Origin of the sequence: Kitasatospora sp. NPDC091276 (assembly GCF_040684355.1) — a bacterium.
GTDB lineage: Bacteria > Actinomycetota > Actinomycetes > Streptomycetales > Streptomycetaceae > Kitasatospora.
The window spans coordinates 393886-412207 of the sequence record NZ_JBFBFU010000002.1 but is presented as its reverse complement, the minus strand read 5'-3'; the positions used below and the strand labels follow the sequence as shown (position 1 = coordinate 412207).

At 75.5% G+C, this 18322-nt stretch carries 19 protein-coding genes; 9 read left to right on the top strand and 10 right to left on the bottom strand.

What is annotated here, in order from left to right:
• Nucleotides 1-59 precede the first annotated feature (59 nt).
• The 6 genes from AB0O19_RS03900 to AB0O19_RS03875 all read right to left on the bottom strand — a co-directional run bounded on the left by AB0O19_RS03900 (nt 60) and on the right by AB0O19_RS03875 (nt 5524).
• Nucleotides 60-818: a DeoR/GlpR family DNA-binding transcription regulator gene (locus AB0O19_RS03900; RefSeq protein WP_363586604.1), complete on the bottom strand. Its 759-nt coding sequence runs from the start codon at nt 816-818 to the stop codon at nt 60-62.
• A gap of 116 nt (nt 819-934) precedes the next feature.
• A complete protein-coding gene (locus AB0O19_RS03895; protein WP_363617593.1) occupies nt 935-1822 on the bottom strand; it encodes an SAM-dependent methyltransferase in 888 nt (295 codons plus the stop codon).
• Between the two features lie 210 nt (nt 1823-2032).
• On the bottom strand, nt 2033-2566 hold the full coding sequence (locus AB0O19_RS03890) for an EF-hand domain-containing protein (protein ID WP_363617591.1): 534 nt from the start codon (nt 2564-2566) through the stop codon (nt 2033-2035).
• A gap of 156 nt (nt 2567-2722) precedes the next feature.
• Nucleotides 2723-3520, bottom strand: a complete 798-nt coding sequence (locus AB0O19_RS03885; protein WP_363617627.1) for an FAD:protein FMN transferase — start codon at nt 3518-3520, stop codon at nt 2723-2725.
• A gap of 30 nt (nt 3521-3550) precedes the next feature.
• A complete protein-coding gene (locus AB0O19_RS03880) occupies nt 3551-4090 on the bottom strand; it encodes an FMN-binding protein (protein ID WP_363617589.1) in 540 nt (179 codons plus the stop codon).
• 78 nt (nt 4091-4168) lie between these two features.
• Nucleotides 4169-5524, bottom strand: coding sequence for a ferredoxin reductase family protein (locus AB0O19_RS03875; RefSeq protein ID WP_363617587.1), 1356 nt, complete (start codon nt 5522-5524; stop codon nt 4169-4171).
• Between the two features lie 230 nt (nt 5525-5754).
• Between AB0O19_RS03875 and AB0O19_RS03870 the strand changes: the two genes are divergently transcribed.
• Both AB0O19_RS03870 and AB0O19_RS03865 read left to right on the top strand, forming a co-directional pair.
• Nucleotides 5755-6483, top strand: coding sequence for a response regulator transcription factor (locus AB0O19_RS03870; protein WP_363617585.1), 729 nt, complete (start codon nt 5755-5757; stop codon nt 6481-6483).
• Nucleotides 6484-6539: 56 nt separating this feature from the next.
• Nucleotides 6540-8012, top strand: a complete 1473-nt coding sequence (locus AB0O19_RS03865) for a HAMP domain-containing sensor histidine kinase (protein WP_363617625.1) — start codon at nt 6540-6542, stop codon at nt 8010-8012.
• Here the strand turns inward: AB0O19_RS03865 and AB0O19_RS03860 are convergent.
• Nucleotides 7990-9024: a DJ-1/PfpI family protein gene (locus AB0O19_RS03860; protein ID WP_363617583.1), complete on the bottom strand. Its 1035-nt coding sequence runs from the start codon at nt 9022-9024 to the stop codon at nt 7990-7992. The genes AB0O19_RS03865 and AB0O19_RS03860 overlap by 23 nt on opposite strands.
• Before the next feature lie 164 nt (nt 9025-9188).
• On the opposite strand from AB0O19_RS03860, the gene AB0O19_RS03855 reads away from it, so the two are divergent.
• Entirely contained in the window at nt 9189-9779 is a 591-nt protein-coding gene (locus tag AB0O19_RS03855; RefSeq protein WP_363617581.1) for an isochorismatase family protein, read from the top strand.
• A gap of 51 nt (nt 9780-9830) precedes the next feature.
• Here the strand turns inward: AB0O19_RS03855 and AB0O19_RS03850 are convergent, their stop codons facing one another.
• Nucleotides 9831-11813 (bottom strand): cellulase family glycosylhydrolase, encoded by a 1983-nt coding sequence (locus tag AB0O19_RS03850; protein ID WP_363617579.1) that lies wholly within the window; start codon nt 11811-11813, stop codon nt 9831-9833.
• Between the two features lie 145 nt (nt 11814-11958).
• On the opposite strand from AB0O19_RS03850, the gene AB0O19_RS03845 reads away from it, so the two are divergent.
• The 3 genes from AB0O19_RS03845 to AB0O19_RS03835 are packed head-to-tail and all read left to right on the top strand — an operon-like array spanning nt 11959 to nt 14208.
• Nucleotides 11959-12483 carry a MarR family transcriptional regulator gene (locus tag AB0O19_RS03845; protein ID WP_363617577.1) on the top strand — a complete coding sequence of 175 codons (525 nt, stop codon included), beginning with the start codon at nt 11959-11961 and terminating at the stop codon, nt 12481-12483.
• Nucleotides 12480-13349, top strand: a complete 870-nt coding sequence (locus AB0O19_RS03840; RefSeq protein WP_363586594.1) for an ATP-binding cassette domain-containing protein — start codon at nt 12480-12482, stop codon at nt 13347-13349. The genes AB0O19_RS03845 and AB0O19_RS03840 overlap by 4 nt, the downstream gene beginning before the upstream one ends.
• Nucleotides 13309-14208: an ABC transporter permease gene (locus tag AB0O19_RS03835; protein WP_363617575.1), complete on the top strand. Its 900-nt coding sequence runs from the start codon at nt 13309-13311 to the stop codon at nt 14206-14208. Before AB0O19_RS03840 ends, AB0O19_RS03835 begins: the two co-directional genes overlap by 41 nt.
• Nucleotides 14209-14236: 28 nt before the next feature.
• Here AB0O19_RS03835 and AB0O19_RS03830 read toward each other — a convergent pair whose 3' ends face one another.
• Nucleotides 14237-14995 carry an alpha/beta fold hydrolase gene (locus AB0O19_RS03830; RefSeq protein WP_363617573.1) on the bottom strand — a complete coding sequence of 253 codons (759 nt, stop codon included), beginning with the start codon at nt 14993-14995 and terminating at the stop codon, nt 14237-14239.
• A gap of 200 nt (nt 14996-15195) precedes the next feature.
• On the opposite strand from AB0O19_RS03830, the gene AB0O19_RS03825 reads away from it, so the two are divergent.
• Nucleotides 15196-16017 carry a hypothetical protein gene (locus tag AB0O19_RS03825; RefSeq protein WP_363617571.1) on the top strand — a complete coding sequence of 274 codons (822 nt, stop codon included), beginning with the start codon at nt 15196-15198 and terminating at the stop codon, nt 16015-16017.
• Between the two features lie 19 nt (nt 16018-16036).
• On the opposite strand, the gene AB0O19_RS03820 is transcribed toward AB0O19_RS03825, so the two are convergent.
• Nucleotides 16037-16390 carry a DUF6401 family natural product biosynthesis protein gene (locus tag AB0O19_RS03820; protein ID WP_363588504.1) on the bottom strand — a complete coding sequence of 118 codons (354 nt, stop codon included), beginning with the start codon at nt 16388-16390 and terminating at the stop codon, nt 16037-16039.
• A 142-nt stretch (nt 16391-16532) separates the two neighbouring features.
• On the opposite strand from AB0O19_RS03820, the gene AB0O19_RS03815 reads away from it, so the two are divergent.
• Both AB0O19_RS03815 and AB0O19_RS03810 read left to right on the top strand, forming a co-directional pair.
• Nucleotides 16533-17459, top strand: coding sequence for an LLM class F420-dependent oxidoreductase (locus AB0O19_RS03815; RefSeq protein WP_363617569.1), 927 nt, complete (start codon nt 16533-16535; stop codon nt 17457-17459).
• A 119-nt stretch (nt 17460-17578) separates the two neighbouring features.
• Nucleotides 17579-18247 carry an AAA family ATPase gene (locus AB0O19_RS03810; RefSeq protein WP_363617567.1) on the top strand — a complete coding sequence of 223 codons (669 nt, stop codon included), beginning with the start codon at nt 17579-17581 and terminating at the stop codon, nt 18245-18247.
• The last annotated feature ends 75 nt before the right edge of the window (nt 18248-18322 follow it).

Sequence of the window (18322 nt, the reverse complement as noted above, 5' to 3'; positions counted from 1 at the left end):
TGACGGTGCGACAGAGAGCCCGGCCGGTTCTCCCCGGCCGGGCACCCCGCGTGAACAGGTCAGACGCGCGCGACCCGCACCCCGCAGGCGGCGATCGCCTTCTCCTGCGCCGCGGTGGCCTCGTCGTCGGTGACGAGGTCGTGCACCTCGGCGAGCGGGCAGATCTTGGCGAAGGTCACCCGGCCGATCTTGGTGCTGTCCGCCAGGACCACCGACCGCGCGCTGGCGTGCAGGAACGCGCGGTCGGTCTGGGCCTCCATCTCGTCGTGCGTCGTGCAGCCGTCCTGCGCGGTCAGGCCGTCCACCCCGATGAACGCGAGGTCCAGGTGGTACTGGGCGAGCATCCGGTCGGCGGCCGGCCCCACCAGCTCGTAACTCGTGGTCCGGGCCAGGCCGCCGACCACCACCAGGCGGACCTCCGGCCGGACGATGAGGTCCGCCGCGATGTTGACCGCGTTGGTCACGATGGTGATCCCGCCGCGTTCGGCCAGCACCCGGGCCAGCTCGCTCGTCGTCGTGCCGCCCGTCAGGCCCACCACGGCGCCGTCCGGTACCAGCCGGTCGGCCGCCAGCGCGATCCGCCGCTTCTCCGCCTGCCGCGTCCCGTGCTTGTGGCGCAGCGGCAGTTCGAGGTTGACGGCACCGGTGACCGCCCCGCCACGGGTGCGGTGCAGCAGGCCCTGGTCGTGCAGTTCCTGGAGGTCCCGGCGGACGGTGGCCGGTGACACCTGGAGGAGGCCGGCCAGCTCGTGCACATCGGCGCTGCCCGCCTCGGTGATGTGGGTGAGGATCCGGGCGGTACGGTCGGCTTTGAGCATGGCCGAAGTCTAGGGCGTGTCCGTTGGATCACGTCGGGCCCGTGCGGCGGCGGCCTGTGCGCAGAACCGAACACCGGGCGGGCCGGAGCCGGCCGGGGCAGCCCGGAGCGGGGGCGTCACCGGGTGGCGAAGACCCAGCGGTTGGCGGCGAAGGCGTCGTGGGGTTCGGGCCGGGGGCCGCGGCCGTAGTGGCGGGTGAAGTCGAACGGGGTGTGGACGGTGGTGGACCAGCCGCGCGCGGTGAGATCGGCGGTGGTGTCGGGGCGGGGCCCGGCGTCGAACAGGGCGAGCAGGTCGACCCCGAGCCGCTCGCGAGCGGTCGTGTAGACGGGGTTGTCGCGGACCGCCGCGGACTCCGGTCCGAGCTTGGCCTCGTACGCCAAGGTGCTTCCTGCGGCGCCGAGTCGGTCGACGGCGGCCGCGAGTCGCTGTTCGGCGGCGGCGGGCAGGTAGGGCAGCAGGCCCTCGGCGAGCCAGGCGGTCGGCTCGGCGGGCTGGAAGCCGGCCGCGGTGAGGGCGTCGGCCCAGTCGCCGCGCAGGTCGGCGGCCACCGGTACGCGGCGCGCCGCCGGCCGGGCGTCGACCCGGTCGAGGACGCGCTGCTTGAAGGCGAGGACCTCGGGCCGGTCGACCTCGAAGACGGCGAGGTCGGCGGGCCAGTCGAGCCGGAAGGCCCGGGTGTCCAGGCCGGCGCCGAGCAGGACGACCTGGCGGACGCCCAGGTGGGCGGACCACAGCAGCTGGTCGTCCAGCGCCCTCGTCCGCAGGGCGAGGTAGCGGCCGAGCCGCCCCCAGAGCGGATCGGCCTCGCCGCCCGGGACGTCCCGGGGGTGCACCGGCCAGTGCGCGGAAGACCGGGCGGCGCGTACGAAGTGCTCGGCGTGGGCGTCCCGGGCGAGGGCGTCGGGGCGGTGGGTCTCGATCGCGCGGGCGGCGGCGACCATCAGGGCGGTCGGTCCGACGCCCTCGTCGACGCCGGCACGGGGGCGGGCGGCGGTGGCCATGATCCCTCCTGGTGTTCGGACTTCGGGAAGCCGCGACCAGGTCCTGTCCGGCAGGATCGGCCGGACAGGACCTGCCCGGCGGACCGGTCGTGGGTGGTGGCGCGGGCGGCCGTGGGCCCGGTGCGCGAAGCGCGGGACGGCGCCGCCGGGCAGGTGCGGGGCGGCGGCGCCGTCGCTCAGCCGATCCGGGGCGGGCGCGCCCCGGGGAGATCAGGCGGCCGGTTGGCCCACCAGCAGGTCGCCGGGGATGCCGACCTTGTCCGGGGCGTAGTAGTCGCGGATCCCGGCGGCCCAGACGGCCACCGTGATGCGGTCCTCGGGGGTGGGGCCGAAGGCGTCGAAGAGGGCGTGGACGTTGGCGTGCTCGAAGCCGATCGCGGACATCAGCGCCACGAACAGCGGGCGCTCGATCAGGCCGTCGCCGTCCGGGTCGCCGAGCGCGGCCAGGGCGTCGGCGAACTCGCCGGCGGTGGGGCCGAAGCGCTCGGGCGAGAGGACGAAGCCGCCGAACTCCTCGCGGCTGATCACGCCGTCGCCGTCGGTGTCCAACTCGCTGACCAGGGTGGTCCAGTAGCGCCGGAAGGCGGCGCGGATCGCGGCCTTCGCGGCGTCGTCCGAATCGGCGGCGGCCGCGACCACGCGGGCCGTCATCAGGTTGAAGTCGTCGACCTCGACGACGCCGTTGCGGTTGGCGTCGAACAGGGAGAAGACGAGGTCGATCCGCCGGGTGGCCTCGGTGGGCATGTGTCGCTACCTCTTTCCGTGGGTTCACGCGTGTCCGCGGGTCCACGCGTTCCGGTGGGACCGGATGGTGTGCGTCCGATCGGTCTCCCCACTATCGGCCACCCGGGTCGGGGCGGATGAGTCATGATCGAGTTCTTCACCTGATGGAGTGAACTATCAGCGTTCGAAAGCCAGTTGGCGCGCAAACGGCCCTGCTCGGGCCGCCGGGGTGGCCGGCCGCCAGTCGGCGGGGCCGGTGGGCGGGAGGTGCCGGGGCAGGCCGGGCGTCCAGCGCTTGGTCCCGTCGGGCAGGACGGCGAGGGCCTCGACGCCGGGCTGCCGGGCGGCCCAGACGAGCGCGCGGTCGGGGCCCATCGCGAAGGCGCCGGTGGCCCAGGCGTCGGTGCGGGCGATCCCGGTGCCGGGGGCGCCGACCAGGGTCAGCGAGGCGAGGCCGAGCGCCGGCCGGCCGGTGTGCGGATCGAGGATGTGCGCGCCGCGCTCGGCGGTGCCGGAGGTGGCCACCGCGAGGTCGTCGCCGCCCAGGACGGCGGCCAGCGCGTCCGGCCGCAGCGGGTGGGCGACCCCGATCCGCCACGGCCCGCCGGCGGTCTGCACGTCCCCGCCGCCGCTGACGCAGTACTGCCGGGCCCCGGCGGCGCGCAGCAGCCCCGCCGCCTCCTCGACCGCCCACCCCTTGACCCAGCCGCTCGGGTCGAGCCGGCCGCCGGGCCGCTCGGTGAAGAAGCCGTCGGTCTGCGCGGCGACCTCGCGGCAGGCGGCCAGGACGGCGCGGACCTGCGGATCGCAGTCGGCGAGGGCGAGTTCGCCCCGGTCGAGGCGGCTGATGTCGCTGTCCGGCCGGTAGGGCGAGAACACCGCGTCGATCCGGTGCAGCCGGTCGGCGATCCGGCGGAGCGCGGCGGGCGTGTCCGGGCCGGGATCGCGGACGGCGATCGAGAAGACGGTGCCCATGACGGGTTCGGCGTGGCGGAGCACCGTGCCTCACCGCCCGGCGCGGTCGAGCGCGCTCTGCAGGGAGCGGACGTAGCCGTCGCTGGTGAAGGTCGCGCCGCTGACCACGTCGATTCCGGCGCTCTGCGCGGCGATCGCCTCCTGGTTGAGCAGGGGCAGCGCGGAACTGTTGATCTCGCGGTCCCGGCGGTCCTCGGTGGGGTACTTGACGACGTCGACGGCGGCGATCCGGCTGCCGGCGAGGGTGACCTCGACCTGGACGGGGCCGTAGCGGGTGTTCACGGCGTCGCCGGTGACCTTCCGGGTGCCGCCGGTGCCGCCGGTGCCGCCGGTGCCGCCAGAGCCACCGGTGGCCGGTGCGGTGGGGGAGCCCGACGGCCCGGCGGTGGCGTCGGAGGCCCCGGCGGCGGTGCCGGACGAACCGGTGCCGGACGAGCCCGCGGCACCGGACGAGCCCGTGCCGCCGGAGCTGATCACCGGCGCGGGCCCGGTGGCCCCGTGCGGTTTGAGGGAGAGCAGCAGGACGACTCCGGCCGCGGTGGCGGCACCGGTGACGACGGCTCGGCGCATGGGCGGGGCTCCTCGGGGTGTGGTGGAGGTGGCGTGGTGGGACGGGCTCGGCAGGTCCGGCGGGCTCGGCGATCGGGCTCAGAAGTCGAAGGACTCCCGGTGGATGCGCCCCGCCCGCACCCCGGCGGCCCGCAGCGAACGGACGGCCTCCTCGGCCAGCGCGTCCGGCCCGCACAGGTAGACCTCGTGCTCGGCGAGGTCGGGGACGAGCCGGGCGAGCGCGCGGCCGAGGTCGCCGATCCGCGCCCGCGGGCCGACCAGTTCGTGCACCGCGGCGCCCCGCCGCCGGGCCACCTCCGCCAGCTCCGCCCGGAACAGCACGTCCTCCGGGCGTCCGGCCCGCTGGACCAGGGTCAGCTCGCCCGGCAGCGTCTCGAACAGCGCCCGCAGCGGGGTGATCCCCACCCCAGCCCCGAGCAGCAGCACCCGGCGCCGCCGTTGCAGCCGCCCCGTGAACGCCCCGTACGGGCCCTCGGCGCGCACCGGGGTGCCCGGGCGCAGCGCGGCCACCGCGGCGCTGTGCCCGCCGAGGTCCTTGACGGTGAAGCGCAGGAAGTCCGGGCGCGGCGGCGCGGACAGCGAGTACGGGTTGGCGGCCCACCGCAGGCCGGGAGTCTGGAACTGGAGGCGGAAGAACTGGCCCGGCTCGGCCCGGAGTTCGTCCAGCCGCCGACCGGTCAGGAACAGCGACACCACGCCCGGCCCCTCCCGGCGGACCTCCGCCACCCGCAGCCGGTGCCGGCGGTCGAGCCGCCAGGGCCGGGCCAGCCGGTACCAGCCCAGCAGGGCGGCGGTGCCGAGGTAGAGCGCGTACCAGGCGGCGCGGGCCGGGCCGTCGCCGAGGTCGGCGCCGGTGGCCAGTTGGTGGCCGAAGGCGAGCGCCACCGCGAGGTAGGTGGCCAGGTGCAGGTAGTACCAGGCCTCGTACGGGAGGCGGCGCCGGGCGGCCCGGGCGGAGACGGCGCCGGTGCCCAGCATCAGCAGGGTGCCCAGCGCGGCCTTGAGCATCTCGGGGTAGTGGAGGACGATCTCCACCCCCTCGCCGAGCGGGCCGCGCCCGTCCGTCAGCGCGTACCCCCAGACGACCGACAGCACGTGCACCGTCACCACGGCGACCAGCCAGCGCCCGCCGAACGCGTGCCAGCGGGCCAGCCGGTCGGCGCCGACCCCGCGCTCCACCGGCGGCAGCCGGGCCATCAGCAGGAGCAGCACCGGCGCCGCGTACCCGGCGAGCAGGCCGGTGATCCGGCCCGCCCCGGTCAGCCAGCCGGCCGCGCCGGCGACCGCCGGGGTGTCGGACCACCACAGCGCGAGGACGCCGAGCGCCCCGGCGGCGATCAGGCCCAGCACCGCGTCCGGCCGGGCGGCGGCCGGGCGGCGCGGGGCCGCCCGGCGGGTGCGGGCGGCGGGTCTCGGCGGGGCGGCGGTGGCCATCGGGGATCCTCCTTCGGGCCCGGCGGGCGAGCACCGCCGGGGCGCACCACGATCGCACCGCAACCTCTGAGCCGGCTCTGAACCGGGGCCGCCACCCCCGTCGCCTCCGGCGATGTCGCCGCAGGTCAGGGTGGGTGGATCGGGTTTCCCGGGCGACTGCCGGTCTCACGGCTTTCTCATCGCGGTGGGCCAGGATGAAGGCGGCCGACCGCCTGCACCCAGGGAGCACCATGGACGACACCGCCGAGCGGGGCGCCGACCGGCAGGACTGGCGGGTCCTCGTCGTCGACGACGAACCGGACCTGGTGGAGGTGGTCTGCGGCGCGGTCCGCTACGAGGGCTGGCAGGCACGGGGCGAGACCACCGGTCTGGCCGCCGTCCGGGCGGCGGCGCACTGGCGCCCGGACGCCGTGGTGCTCGACATGATGCTCCCCGACCTCGACGGCATGGAGGTGCTGCGCCGCATCCACGCCGAGCGGCCCGAGGTGCGGGTGCTCTTCCTCACCGCCCGGGACGCCGTCGAGGACCGGATCGCGGGCATCGCGGCGGGTGGCGACGACTACGTGACCAAGCCGTTCAGCCTGGCCGAGGTGGTGGTCCGGCTGCGTGGGCTGCTGCGCCGCGCCACCCCGCCGGGGGCCGTGGGGCAACCGCCCGCGCACGCCCTGGTGCTCGGCGACCTCGTCCTCGACGAGCGGGCCCGCGAGGTCACCCGCGCCGGTGAGGTGGTCGACCTCAGCCCGACCGAGTACGCGCTGCTCGCCCACCTGATGCACCACCCGCGCCAGGTGCTCAGCAAGGCGCAGATCCTGGACGCCGTCTGGTCGTACGACTTCGGCGGGCAGGCGCACGTCGTCGAGCTGTACATCAGCTATCTGCGCAAGAAGTTGGACGCGGGCCGGACGCCGATGATCCACACGGTGCGCGGCGCCGGCTACCTGATCAAGGCGGCCCCGTGACCGGCCGGCCCACGACCGGCGGCCCCGTGACCGGCCGGCCCACGACGGGCGGCCCCGTGACGGGCGCCGCCAGGGCGCGCCGCCGGGCCGCCCGGCTGGTGCCGCGGACGCTGCGGGCCCGGCTGATCGCCGGCCTGCTGGTGCTCCTGGTGGTGACCTGCGCCGCGGTCGGCCTCGCCACCACGGCGGCGCTGCGCCACTTTCTGGTGGACCGCCTGGACCAGCAGCTCGCCGACGCCGGCGGGCGCTACGCCGCCAGCCTGGAGCACGCCGGCCAGGGCGGCGGCACCGACACCCGGGCGCAGACCCCCGGCACCCTGGGCGCCCGGCTGCTGGACGGCCGGGTCACCGCGGCGGGCGTGGTCGACGGGGACGCCGACGACGCCAACGGCCCCAGCGCCGACGACCGGCTGGTGTTCTCGCCGGCCGAGCAGCGGGCCCTGGCCGCCCTGCCGGTCGGCGGGCCGGCCCGCACCGTCGACCTGGGCCGCGCGCAGGGCCACTACCGGGTGCGCGCGGTGGCCGGCCGGGACGGCGACGTGCTGGTCAGCGGACTGCCGCTGCGCCCGGCCGAGGACACCGTGGACCGGCTGGCGACCCTGGAGCTGACCGTCTTCGCGATCGCCGTCGCCGGGGCGGGGGCGGCCGGGGCGGTCTGGGTCGGCTGGTCGCTGCGTCCGCTGCGGCGGGTGGTGGGCACGGCCGAGCGGGTCGCCGCGCTGCCGCTCGCCAGCGGCGCCGTCACGCTGGCCGAACGCGTCCCGGACGACGATCCGCGGACGGAGGTCGGCCGGGTCGGCGCGGCGCTCAACCGGATGCTCGGGCACGTGGGCGACGCGCTGGCCCGCCGGCACGCGGTGGAGGAACGGCTGCGGGCGTTCGCGGCCGACGCCAGCCACGAGCTGCGCACCCCCGTGGCGGCGGTCCGCGGCCACGCCGAACTCGCGCTGCGCCACCCGGGCGCGGTGCCCGGGCCGGTCCGGCACTCGCTGGAGCGGATCGACGCCGAAGCGGTGCGGATGGGCGCGATCGTCGAGGACCTGCTGCTGCTCGCCCGGCTGGACGCCGGCCGGCCGCTGGCCGACGCCGAGGTCGACCTGACCCGGATCGCGCTGAACGCGGTGGCCGACGCCCGGGCGGCCGGGCCCGGGCACCGCTGGCGCCTGGCGCTGCCCGAGGAACCGGTGCTGGTGCGCGGGGACGCGGACCGGCTCAGCCAGGTGGTGGTCAACCTGCTGGCGAACGCCCGGACCCACACCCCGCCCGGCACCGAGGTCGAGCTGAGCCTGGAGCCGGCCGGGGCGGGGGTGCGGCTGGCCGTCGCCGACGACGGCCCGGGGATCGCGCCGGAGCTGGCGGGCCGGATGTTCGAGCGGTTCGTCCGGGGGGACCGCGCCCGCTCGCGCTCGACCGGGTCGACGGGGCTCGGCCTGTCGATCGTGCGGGCGGTGGTCCGGGCGCACGGCGGCACGGTGGACGCGGCGAGCCGGCCGGGGCGCACCGTGTTCACGGTCCGGCTGCCGCTCTGACCGGGGGCGGCCCCCAGGGCGTGGGCGTGGCGGTGCGGAAGCGGTGGCGGTACTCGGTCGGGGTGGTGTCGAGCCGGCGGCGGAAGGCCCGGACCAGGGTGTCGGTGGTGCCGAACCCGCAGTCGGCGGCGACGCGGTCGAGCGTGGCATCGGTGGATTCGAGCTGGTGGCGGGCGAGTTCGACCCGGGCCGACTCGATGTAGGCGCTGGGCGTGGTGCCCAGTTCGGTCTTGAAGATCCGGGTCAACTGCCTTTCGCTGACGTGGGCGTGGGCGGCGAGATCGGGGACGGTGAGCCGGCCGGTGAGGTTGCGCAGGACGTGGTGGCGCAGCTCCTCGACCCGCCGGGTGGTGGAGACGGGTTCCAGCGGGACACTGAACTGGCTCTGGCCGCCGGGGCGTTTGAGGTACATCACGAGCTGGCGGGCGACCCTCAGCGCGAGCTCCTCGCCGAAGTCCTCGGCGACCAGGGCGAGGGAGAGGTCGAGGCAGGCGCTGATGCCCGCGCCGGTCCAGACGTCGCCCTCGCGGATGAAGATCGGGTCGGCGTCCACCTCGATCTCCGGGTACTCGGCGGCCAGTTGCGCGGCGGTCGACCAGTGGGTGGTGGCGCGCTTGCCGTCGAGGAGCCCGGCGGCGGCGAGCAGGTGCGCGCCGACGCAGACCGAGGCGATGCGGCGTGAGCGCCCGGCGAGGGTGCGCACCCAGTCGACCACGGCCGGGTCGGTGCGCGGGCGGACCCGGCGCGGGCCGTCCACCTCGACGGCGCCGGGCACCAGCAGGGTGTCGATGGCGCTCGCGGCGGCCTCGTCGAAGGTGAGGTCGGGCAGGATCCGCACGCCGGCGGCGGTGGTGACCGGGTCCGCGGTCGCGGCGGCGAGGACGACGCGGTAGCCGGTCGCGTCGCCGGTCTCCCGCCGGACGAGGGAGAACACCTCGGGCGGTCCGGTGACGTCGAGCAGGTCGACGCCCTCGAACAGGACGATGACGATCAGTCGTTGTACGGCGCCCACGGCCCCCACCTTGCTCTCTCGATGCTCTCTCGATGTCGGAATCTGCAGGTTAGACGGCATTGCCGACATCCGGTGGCCGGTCGTAGCGTTCCGGAGGCGGGCCGCCGCGGCCGTCGCAGCCGCGCCCGCCCTTACCCGTGTACCGAACCGAAGGTGGTCCCCCCATGCCCACGACGACCCTGCGCGCCCTGAACGGCCTCGACGAGACGCCCGCCACGCTCGCCGCGTCCACGCTGATCCTGATCGACTACCAGAACACCTACGTGCGCGGCGTGATGGAGCTGGAGGGCTGGCGGGAGGCGCTCGACGCGGCCGCGGCCCTGCTCGCCCGGGCGCGTGCGGCGGGCGCCACGGTCATCCACGTGATCAACGACGGCGGCGCGGGCACCCCGTACGACGTCCGTGCCGAGATCGGGCAGATCCACCCCGCCGTGGCGCCGGCCGAGGGCGAGGCCGTGGTCGTCAAGCAGGCCCCGGACGCCTTCGTCGGCACCGGCCTGGGCGCCCTGCTCGACGAGGCCGGCCACCAGGACGTGGTGGTCGCCGGCTTCATGACCCACATGTGCGTGGCCTTCACCACCGCGGGCGCCTTCCTGCGCGGCAACCGGCCGACCGTCGTCGCCGACGCCTGCGCGACCCGCCCGCTCGCCTCGGCGGGTACCCGGGTGAGCGCCGCCCAGCTGCACCGCAGCGCCCTGGCGACCATCGGCGACCTGTACGGCGTGGTCGTGGAGTCCCAGGCCGCGCTGAGCTGAACCGTTCCCGCCGGGGCCCGGCCCGTCGGCCGGGCCCCGGCAGCGGCGGTGTCAGGCCAGCGGACGGCAGAGCAGCGCGTCCGGGACGCCGGCGTGCAGCCAGCGCCAGGTGAAGGCGACTCCCGCGACGTACTCGTTAGAGGCGCACTGCCCCTTGTAGGCCCCGGGCGCCCAGTCGCTGGCCGCCGAGTCGGCGCCGGTGGTGACCGGGGGCCGGTTGTCGCCGTGGTCGAACCAGAGCACCCGGTCGGTCGCGGCGGGCGGCGCGGCCGCGGCCGGGGCGCAGAGCAGGGCGGCCATCGCGTCGGCGCGGACGCTGTAGCCGACCGCGAACCGGCCGTCCGGGCACTGGAGTTTGTCGTAGCCGGGCGCCCAGTCGCCGCCGGTGACGTAGCGCTCGTCCGTGACGGTCGTCCAGGCGTCGGGCCCGGTGGCGGGCTGCCCGGCGTCGGTGCACAGGCCACGGCCGTCACCGCGGCCGAGGCCGATCAGGCGCTGGCCGTCCGGGCAGTTCCCCTTGCGGTTGCCGCTGCTCCAGTCGGGCAGGGCCAGCATCCGCCGGGAGGCGTTCTGGTCGGCGTGGTCGAGGTCGAGCAGGTTCCAGCGGGCGGGGACCGGGACCGGACCGGTGTACCCGGGGGCGGCGACCAGCCGGTTCCAGTACGCGGCGCGCCAGTCGCCCGGGTCCTCGACGCTCAGCCGCCGGCCCGCCCGGTCGTAGTGGAGAAGTGCCCAACTGTCCTGTGGTACACCGTCGTTGTGCCACCCGACCAGCGGCCAGACGGCGAAGTCGGTGTCGTGCTCGGCCAGGATCGCGGTGAAGCGGTCGAACCAGGCCTGCTCCTTGGCGTCGGTCGAGCCCCGCCCGCCCGCACCGAACTCGCTGATCCAGACCGGGGCGGTGAAGTGCTGCCCGGCGCGGGTGACGAAGAGCGCCTCCTCGTCGACCACCGCAGCGAGTTGACCGGGCGTCAGGTCCTGGTAGCGCGGATCGCCGGTGGCGCCCGGCCCGCTGCCCGCGCCGGTGTTGGCCGAGCCGGTGTACCCGTAGAAGTGCGCCGAGTAGACCAGCTTGCCCGAGTCGATCAGGGTGTGGGAGAGCGTGGCCACCGGCTTGAGCATCGGACGGCCGTGCGGCAGGCCCGCCAGCGGGACGCCCTGCCAGTTGATGCCCTCCATGATGATCAGCAGGTCGGGGGCGGCCCGGAGGATCCGGTTGCCCGCCTCCTCGAAGGCGGCGTACGCGTCGTGGCCGTCGCCCAGGCCCCAGTTGGGGTCGTCCCAGGTGTCGCGGCGGACCTCGTTGCGCAGGTCGGCGCCGACCACGCGCTTGTTGGCCCGGTACCGGTTCACCATGAACAGCCAGTCCTGCTCCCAGGTCTCGGTGGACTGGCCGCTGTTCCACCGCTCGTTGCCGTCCAGGCCGCAGCAGAACCGGTACCCGGTGGTGTGGTTGTTGAGGATCACCGCGAACCCGTCGGCGGTGAGCGCCGCCACCACCGCGTCGTACACCTGGAGCGGGGTGCTGCCGCGCAGCCCGGGGTTGGCGGCGACGGCGGCGTCCGGGACGGCGGCGGTGTCCCGGATCATCGCGTCCGCGAACGGCAGCCGGACGCTGTTCAGCCCGAGGCTGTGGAAGCCCGCCATGATCTCGGACAGCGGCGCCCGGTCGAGGCCGAGCGGCAGGTTGTACGAGACCTGGCCGGCCTGGTTGTTCGCCGGATCGGTGGTCGAGCCGCTGCCCTGCCACGTGCCCTGCGCGCCGGACCAGTTGCCGGACTTCAGCTTGAACCGGTCGCCCGACGCGTCGACGACGTACCGCCCCCGGGTGCTGAGCGGCCCCGCCCAGGAGGCCGCCAACTGCGCGCCGCTGAGCGGCACCGGGGCGGCGGCGGCGTCGGTGGCGGCGGCCGGGGCGGCGGCCCTGGCGGGGATGGTCGCCGCAGCGCCGGTCGCCGCAGTGGCCGCCGGCGCAACGAGCAACGCGGACAGCGCCGTTGCCGCGGACAGCACGCGGAGCGCGAGTCTTCTCATGATGGTCCCCAGCGGTGAGGGTGGGTGGGTGTCCGTACACGGTCACCCGGGATCCTGGCACAGCCGCGCCCCGCCCGGCAGCCCTCCGGTCCACCCCGTCCGTCCTCTGGACGAATACCTCTCACTGAGAGCTAAAATCGGGGGTATGAGTGCGACACCGGAAACGCTCGCCCCCGCACCGGCCGCCGGCCTCCCGGCGACCCCCGATCCCGACGTGGCCGACGAACTCTCCGCCCTGCTGGTCGGCATCCAGCGCCTGGTCCGCCGCCGGCTGCGGCAGGGACTCACCGAGCCGAGGCTCCGCGGAGCGCAGATCGAACTGCTCCGCCTGGTGATGGACGCCCCCGGGCTGCGGGTGTCCGACGCGGCCGAGGAGCTGTGCCTCGCCGGCAACTCGGTCTCCACCCTGGTCAACCAGCTGGTCGCGCTGCGGCTGCTGCGCCGGGAGGTGGACCCGGCCGACCGCCGGGCCGCCCTGCTGTACGCCACCGACGAGGCCGTCGAACGCCTCGCGGTCTGGCGGGCCCGGCGCGCCGCGCTGGTGGGGGAGGTGGTGGCCGGGCTGCCCGCCGACTCCCGGGCGGCCCTGGCCGCCGCGGTGCCCGCGCTGCGCGAGGTGGCGACGGGCCTGCGCACCCGGCCCGGTGAGCCGGGGGAGGAGGAGCGATGACGTTCCCGGAGGACGACGGTGACGCGGCGGTGGCCTGCCGCGGTCTGGAGTACACCTTCCACCACGGGCGCGGGAAGGGTGCCGGCACCAAGGCCGTCGACGGTGTCGACCTGACGGTGCGCACCGGCGAGGTGTTCGGCCTGCTCGGTCCCAACGGCGCGGGCAAGACCACCACGATCCGGGCGATCACCACCCTGCTGCCGGTCCGCGCCGGCATGGTGCGGGTCTTCGGCCACGACCCCGCCCGGCAGCGGATGGAGGTCCGCCGGCTGCTCGGCTACGTGCCGCAGCAGCTCTCCGCGGACGGCGGGCTGACCGGTCGGGAGAACGTCGCGCTGTTCGCCCGCGTCTTCGACGTGTCGCACGGCGAGCGCCGCGAGCGGGTCGCCCAGGCGCTGGCCGCCGTCGGCCTCGCCGAGGCGGCCGACCGGATGGCCGGCACCTACTCCGGCGGCATGGTCCGCCGGCTGGAGCTCGCCCAGGCCCTGGTCAGCGCCCCGCGCCTGCTGGTGATGGACGAGCCCACCATCGGCCTGGACCCGATCGCCCGCACCGGCGTCTGGGAGTGCGTCGAGGCGGTCCGGCAGGCCACCGGGATGACCGTGCTGGTCACCACCCACTACATGGACGAGGCCGACCGCTACTGCGACCGGATCGCCCTGATGGACCGTGGCCGGATCCGCGCGCTCGGCACCACCGAGGAACTGAAGACCGTGGTCCGCGCGCAGGATCCGCAGCTCGCCGACCCCAGTCTGGACGACGTGTTCCGCCACTTCGCGGGCCGCGAGCTGGCCCCCGGCGAGGCTCCGGAAGGAGAGTTCAGCGATGTCCGCCGTACCCGCCGCACCGCCTCCCGCGTCGGCTGAGCCCCCGGGCCCCGCCACTGCCGCTGCCACTGCCGCCGCGACCGCCGCCCGTCCCGACCTCGGCCTGCTGCTGGTCCCCCCGCGCGCCCGCACCGGCTGGCGGCTGGTGCCCGCCCGGACGCTGGCGATGTGCACCGTCGAACTGCAGAAGCTGCGCCACGACCGCACCGAGCTCTACACCCGGGCCGTGCAACCCGCGCTGTGGCTGCTGATCTTCGGGGAGACCTTCACCCGGCTCAAGGCCATCCCCACCGGCGGCATCCCCTACCTGGACTTCCTGGCCCCCGGGATCATCGCCCAGTCCGCCATGTTCATCGCGATCTTCTACGGCATCATGATCATCTGGGAGCGGGACTCCGGGGTGCTCACCAAACTGCTGGTCACCCCCACCCCGCGCGCCGCGCTGGTGACCGGCAAGGCCTTCGCCGCCGGGGTGAAGGCGGTGATCCAGGCCGTCGTCGTGGTGGTGATCGCCGCTCTGCTCGGAGTCGCGATGACCTGGAACCCGCTGCGGCTGCTCGGGGTCGTGGTCGCCGTGCTGCTCGGCTCGGCGTTCTTCTCCTGCCTCTCGATGACCATCGCCGGCATCGTGCTCACCCGTGACCGCCTGATGGGCATCGGCCAGGCGATCACGATGCCGCTCTTCTTCGGCTCCAACGCCCTCTACCCGGTGGACCTGATGCCGGGCTGGCTCCAGGTGGTCAGCCGGGCCAACCCGCTCAGCTACCAGGTCGACGCCCTGCGCGGCCTGCTGATCGGCACCCGCGCCCACCTCCCGCTCGACTTCGCCGTCCTGACCCTGGCCACCGTGCTCGGCATCACCGCGGCCTCCGCGCTCCTCGGCCGCCTGGCCCGCTGACCCCGCGCGCCCGCCGGTCCGCGCCGGGTCAGTCGCGCGGCTGGCGGGGCAGGGCGAGGGTGAGGGCCTCGGGGGAGGCGGGTGGGAGGGCGAGGGCGGAGGCGGTCTCGGCGGGGAGCGGGCGCAGGCCGAGCAGGGCGGTGGCCAGGCGGGTGGTGGCCCGGTGCCAGTCGGGGATGCGCTGGAGCATGGCGTGGCCGCTGCCGGTGACGGTGTAGCCGCAGACACGGGCGCCGGCGGCCCGGCTGCGGGCGGCGAAGGCCCGGGTCTCGGCGGGCGGGGTGACCTTGTCGCGGTCGCCGTGCAGCAGGAGCACGTCCCGTCCGGCCAGTTGCTCGCACGGGTCCTCGGCCGGGCACCAGGGGGCGAGGGCGACCAGGCCGGTGACGGCCGGGTGGCCGCCGGCCCGCAGGGCCGCGCGCCCGCCCATCGAGTGCCCGATCAGGACGGTCGGCACCTCGCCCAGCTCCCGGGCCAGCTCGTCGAGGGCGGCGAGGGCGTCCAGCGCGGCGTCGGCGCGCTGCCCGTTCCAGCCCCGGTGGCGGTAGCGGACGGTGCCGACGGCCACGTCGGCGCCGGCGGTGTCCTTGGCGAGGGAGCGCAGGAAGCCGTGCATCCGCAGCAGCGGCAGGTTGACCGGACCGGGCCGGGAGAGGTTGTGCTCCTCGCCGCCGTGCAGCACCAGGACGGCGGCGCGCGCCGCCTCGGGCCGCACCCGCCAGCGCAGTGCCGGGTGCCCGGCCGTGCTGCCGGTCGTCGTGCCGCCGTCCACCGTGTCGCTGCTCACACCCGCACCGTCCCGTCCCGTCCCGCCCCCGTCCCGTGCCCTTGAACATCACTTTACGCGGGGCGTCTACGGGCCCGTTTCACCCGGGGGGAGCAGCCCGGGGACCAGGCGCGCGCGGGCCGGGCGGGGTGCTGCTATCCACGAAGGGTGGGGGGCCGCACGCGCCGCTCGTGGCGCCGTGTCACCGAGTGGAGGACTCCGTGGCTCAGCAGCTCGCACTCTCCGTGGACTTCGGATCGGGTTTCACCGACGCCTGGTCCAAGATCGCGAAATTCATCCCGCAGTTCATCGCCTTCCTGGCGATCCTGGTCATCGGCTGGATCGTGGCGAAGGCGATCGCCAAGGTCCTGGACCGTGTGCTGCGCAAGGTCGGCTCGGAGCGGGTCGCCGAGCGGGCCGGGATGGCCCGCCACCTGAGCGGGTCGAACTACGACATGACCGGCATCATCTGCAAGATCGTCTACTACGCGATCCTGCTGATGGTGCTGCAACTGGCGTTCGGTGTCTTCGGCCCGAACCCGATCAGCGTGATGATCCACAGCATCGTCGCCTGGCTGCCCAGGGGCATCGTGGCGGTCGCGATCGTGGTGGTCGCGATGGCCATCGCCAACGGCGTCCGCGACATCGTGCGCAACGCGCTCGCCGGCGCCTCGTACGGCCGGACGGTCGCCACGATCGCCTGGGCGTTCATCGTCGCGCTGGGCGTGATCGCGGCGCTCGGCCAGGCCGGGATCGCCACCGCGATCACCGGACCGGTGCTGATCGCGGCGCTCGCCACGATCGCCGGTGTGCTGGTGGTGGGTGTCGGCGGCGGCCTGATCCTGCCGATGCGCCAGCGCTGGGAGCGCTGGCTGGACCACGCCGAGCAGGAGAGCGCCAAACTGCGCGGCAGCGCCTACCAGGCGGGCCGGGCGGACGTGCTGGCCAACCAGCCGGCCCGGCCGACCACCCAGGCCGCTCCGGGCACCACCCCGCCGCCGCCCGGCATCGACCCGGGCCGCCCGGGCGACCAGCCGAGGTAGGCGGCGACCCGCAGCGGGTTCAGGCCCGCAGCAGGCCCTGCTCGCGCACCAGCCAGCAGATCGCGGTCAGCCGGTGCACCGCGTAGTCGTACCCCACCGGTTCCCGCCAGCCGATCTCGGTGAGCGCGTCCAGGAAGCCGAGCGCGTAGTCCGACAGTTCCTCACGGTCCAGGGGCCGGGGCGCCAGCTCCGGTCCCTGTGCGTACAGCAGTTCGCGCAGCATCGCGACGTGCTGGTCGACCATCGCGACGAAGCCGGGCTCGAAGGCGAACTCGGCCAGCCGAGGCGTGAACGCGGCGACGATGCCGGGCAGCGGGCAGCCGGCCGGTTCGTCGGGGGAGCGCCGGAAGGACTCGTCGGGGGTGGCGAACATCCGTCCACGGTAGGCGAGCGGGTCGGCCGGACCGGCGGCTCGTGACGGTTCCGTGCTGAGACCTTGGCCACCTTCGGGAGCTTCGGCGGCTTGGCCGGTTCTCTGCGCCGATCCGCGGGTGGTCTGTACCAGAATGGTCCGCATGGATCTCCGCATCTTCACCGAACCGCAGCAGGGCGCGAGCTACGACACCCTCCTGGCGGTCGCCCGGGCCGCCGAGGACCTGGGCGTCTTCAGTGCCTTCTTCCGCTCCGACCACTACCTGAAGATGGGCGACGTCGACGGCCTGCCCGGGCCGACCGACGCCTGGATCACCCTGGCCGGCCTCGCCCGCGACACCCGCACCATCCGCCTCGGCACCCTGATGACCGCCGCGACCTTCCGCCTGCCCGGCGTCACCGCGATCCAGGTCGCCCAGGTGGACGCGATGAGCGGCGGCCGGGTCGAGTTCGGCCTCGGCGCCGGCTGGTACGAGGCCGAGCACGCCGCCTACGGCATCCCCTTCCCGAAGGAGAAGTTCGGGCGGCTGGAGGAGCAGCTGGCGATCATCACCGGCCTGTGGAACACCAAGCTCGGCGACACCTTCGACTTCGCCGGCGAGTACTACACGCTGACCGGCTCGCCGGCGCTGCCCAAGCCGGCCCAGGACCGGATCCCGGTGCTGGTCGGCGGGCTCGGCCCGAAGCGGACCCCGGCGCTGGCCGCCCGCTTCGCCGACGAGTTCAACCTGCCGTTCGCCTCGGTGGAGGACAGCGCCGCCCAGTTCGGCCGGGTCAAGGCCGCCGTCGAGCAGGCCGGGCGCTCGGTCGGCGACCTGGTGTACTCCAACGCCCTGGTGGCCTGCGTCGGCCGCGACGACGCCGAGGTGGCCCGCCGGGCAGCCGTGATCGGCCGGGACGTGGACGAGCTGAAGGCCAACGGCCTGGCCGGCACCCCGGACGAGGTCGCCGAGAAGATCGGCCGGTACGCGGCCGTCGGCAGCGAGCGGGTCTACCTGCAGATCCTGGACCTGGACGACCTCGACCACCTGGAGCTCATCGCCTCCCGGGTCGCCCCCCAGCTCGGCTGACCCGCCCGCACGGCACGCCCTGATCCGGCACCGGCCGACCGGGCCCGGCGACCACCGCTCTTTACTCGCTCTTGGGAATGCGTAATGCTCCGAGGGAGGGAACGGCGCGGGGAGGACCGGTGACCAGGACGAGAACGGCGGAGGCGGCGGCACCCCGGGTGCCGCCGCCCCCTGGACGGGGCCTCGCCGCCGCCCGGCAGGCCTTACGGGTGCAGCCCGGCCTGCACGACCTGCGGGCCGGCCCCGCCCCGGTGGCGCTGCACTACCCCGCCGGCGACCTGCTGGTCGTCTCCGGCCTGCCCGGCAGCGGCAAGAGCACCCTGATGCGCCGCTGCGTGCGCGCCCCGCTGGTCGACTCCCAGCTGGTCCGCGAGGAGTACGCGGCCAGGCTGCCCGGCCGCCTCCCGTACGCCCTCTACCGCCCGCTGGCGCGGATCGCGCACTACCGGCGGCTGCGGCGCGCGGTGCTGGCCGGCGGGCCGCTCGCCGTCCACGACTGCGGCTCGCTGTCCTGGGTGCGGTTCTGGCTGACCCGCGCCGCCGCCCGGCAGGGCCGCCGGGTGCACCTGCTGCTGCTGGACGCCGAACCGGCCGAGGCGCGGGAGGGCCAGCAGAGCCGGGGGCAGGGCGTCTCCCGCTACGCCTTCCTCCGGCACCGGGCCGCCGTCGACAGGCTGCGGCGCCGGCTCACCGGGGCCGGGCGGCCGCCGGAAGGCTGTGCGTCGGCCGTGGTACTCGACCGGGCCGCCGCGCGCGCCCTGCGGGAGATCGTCTTCGCCGCGTCGTAGTCTCGGCGGGTCCGCGCCGAGCCGGGCGGGCCCGGGGCGCGGCCGACACTCCGTCAACTCCCTTGTCAGGAGCGC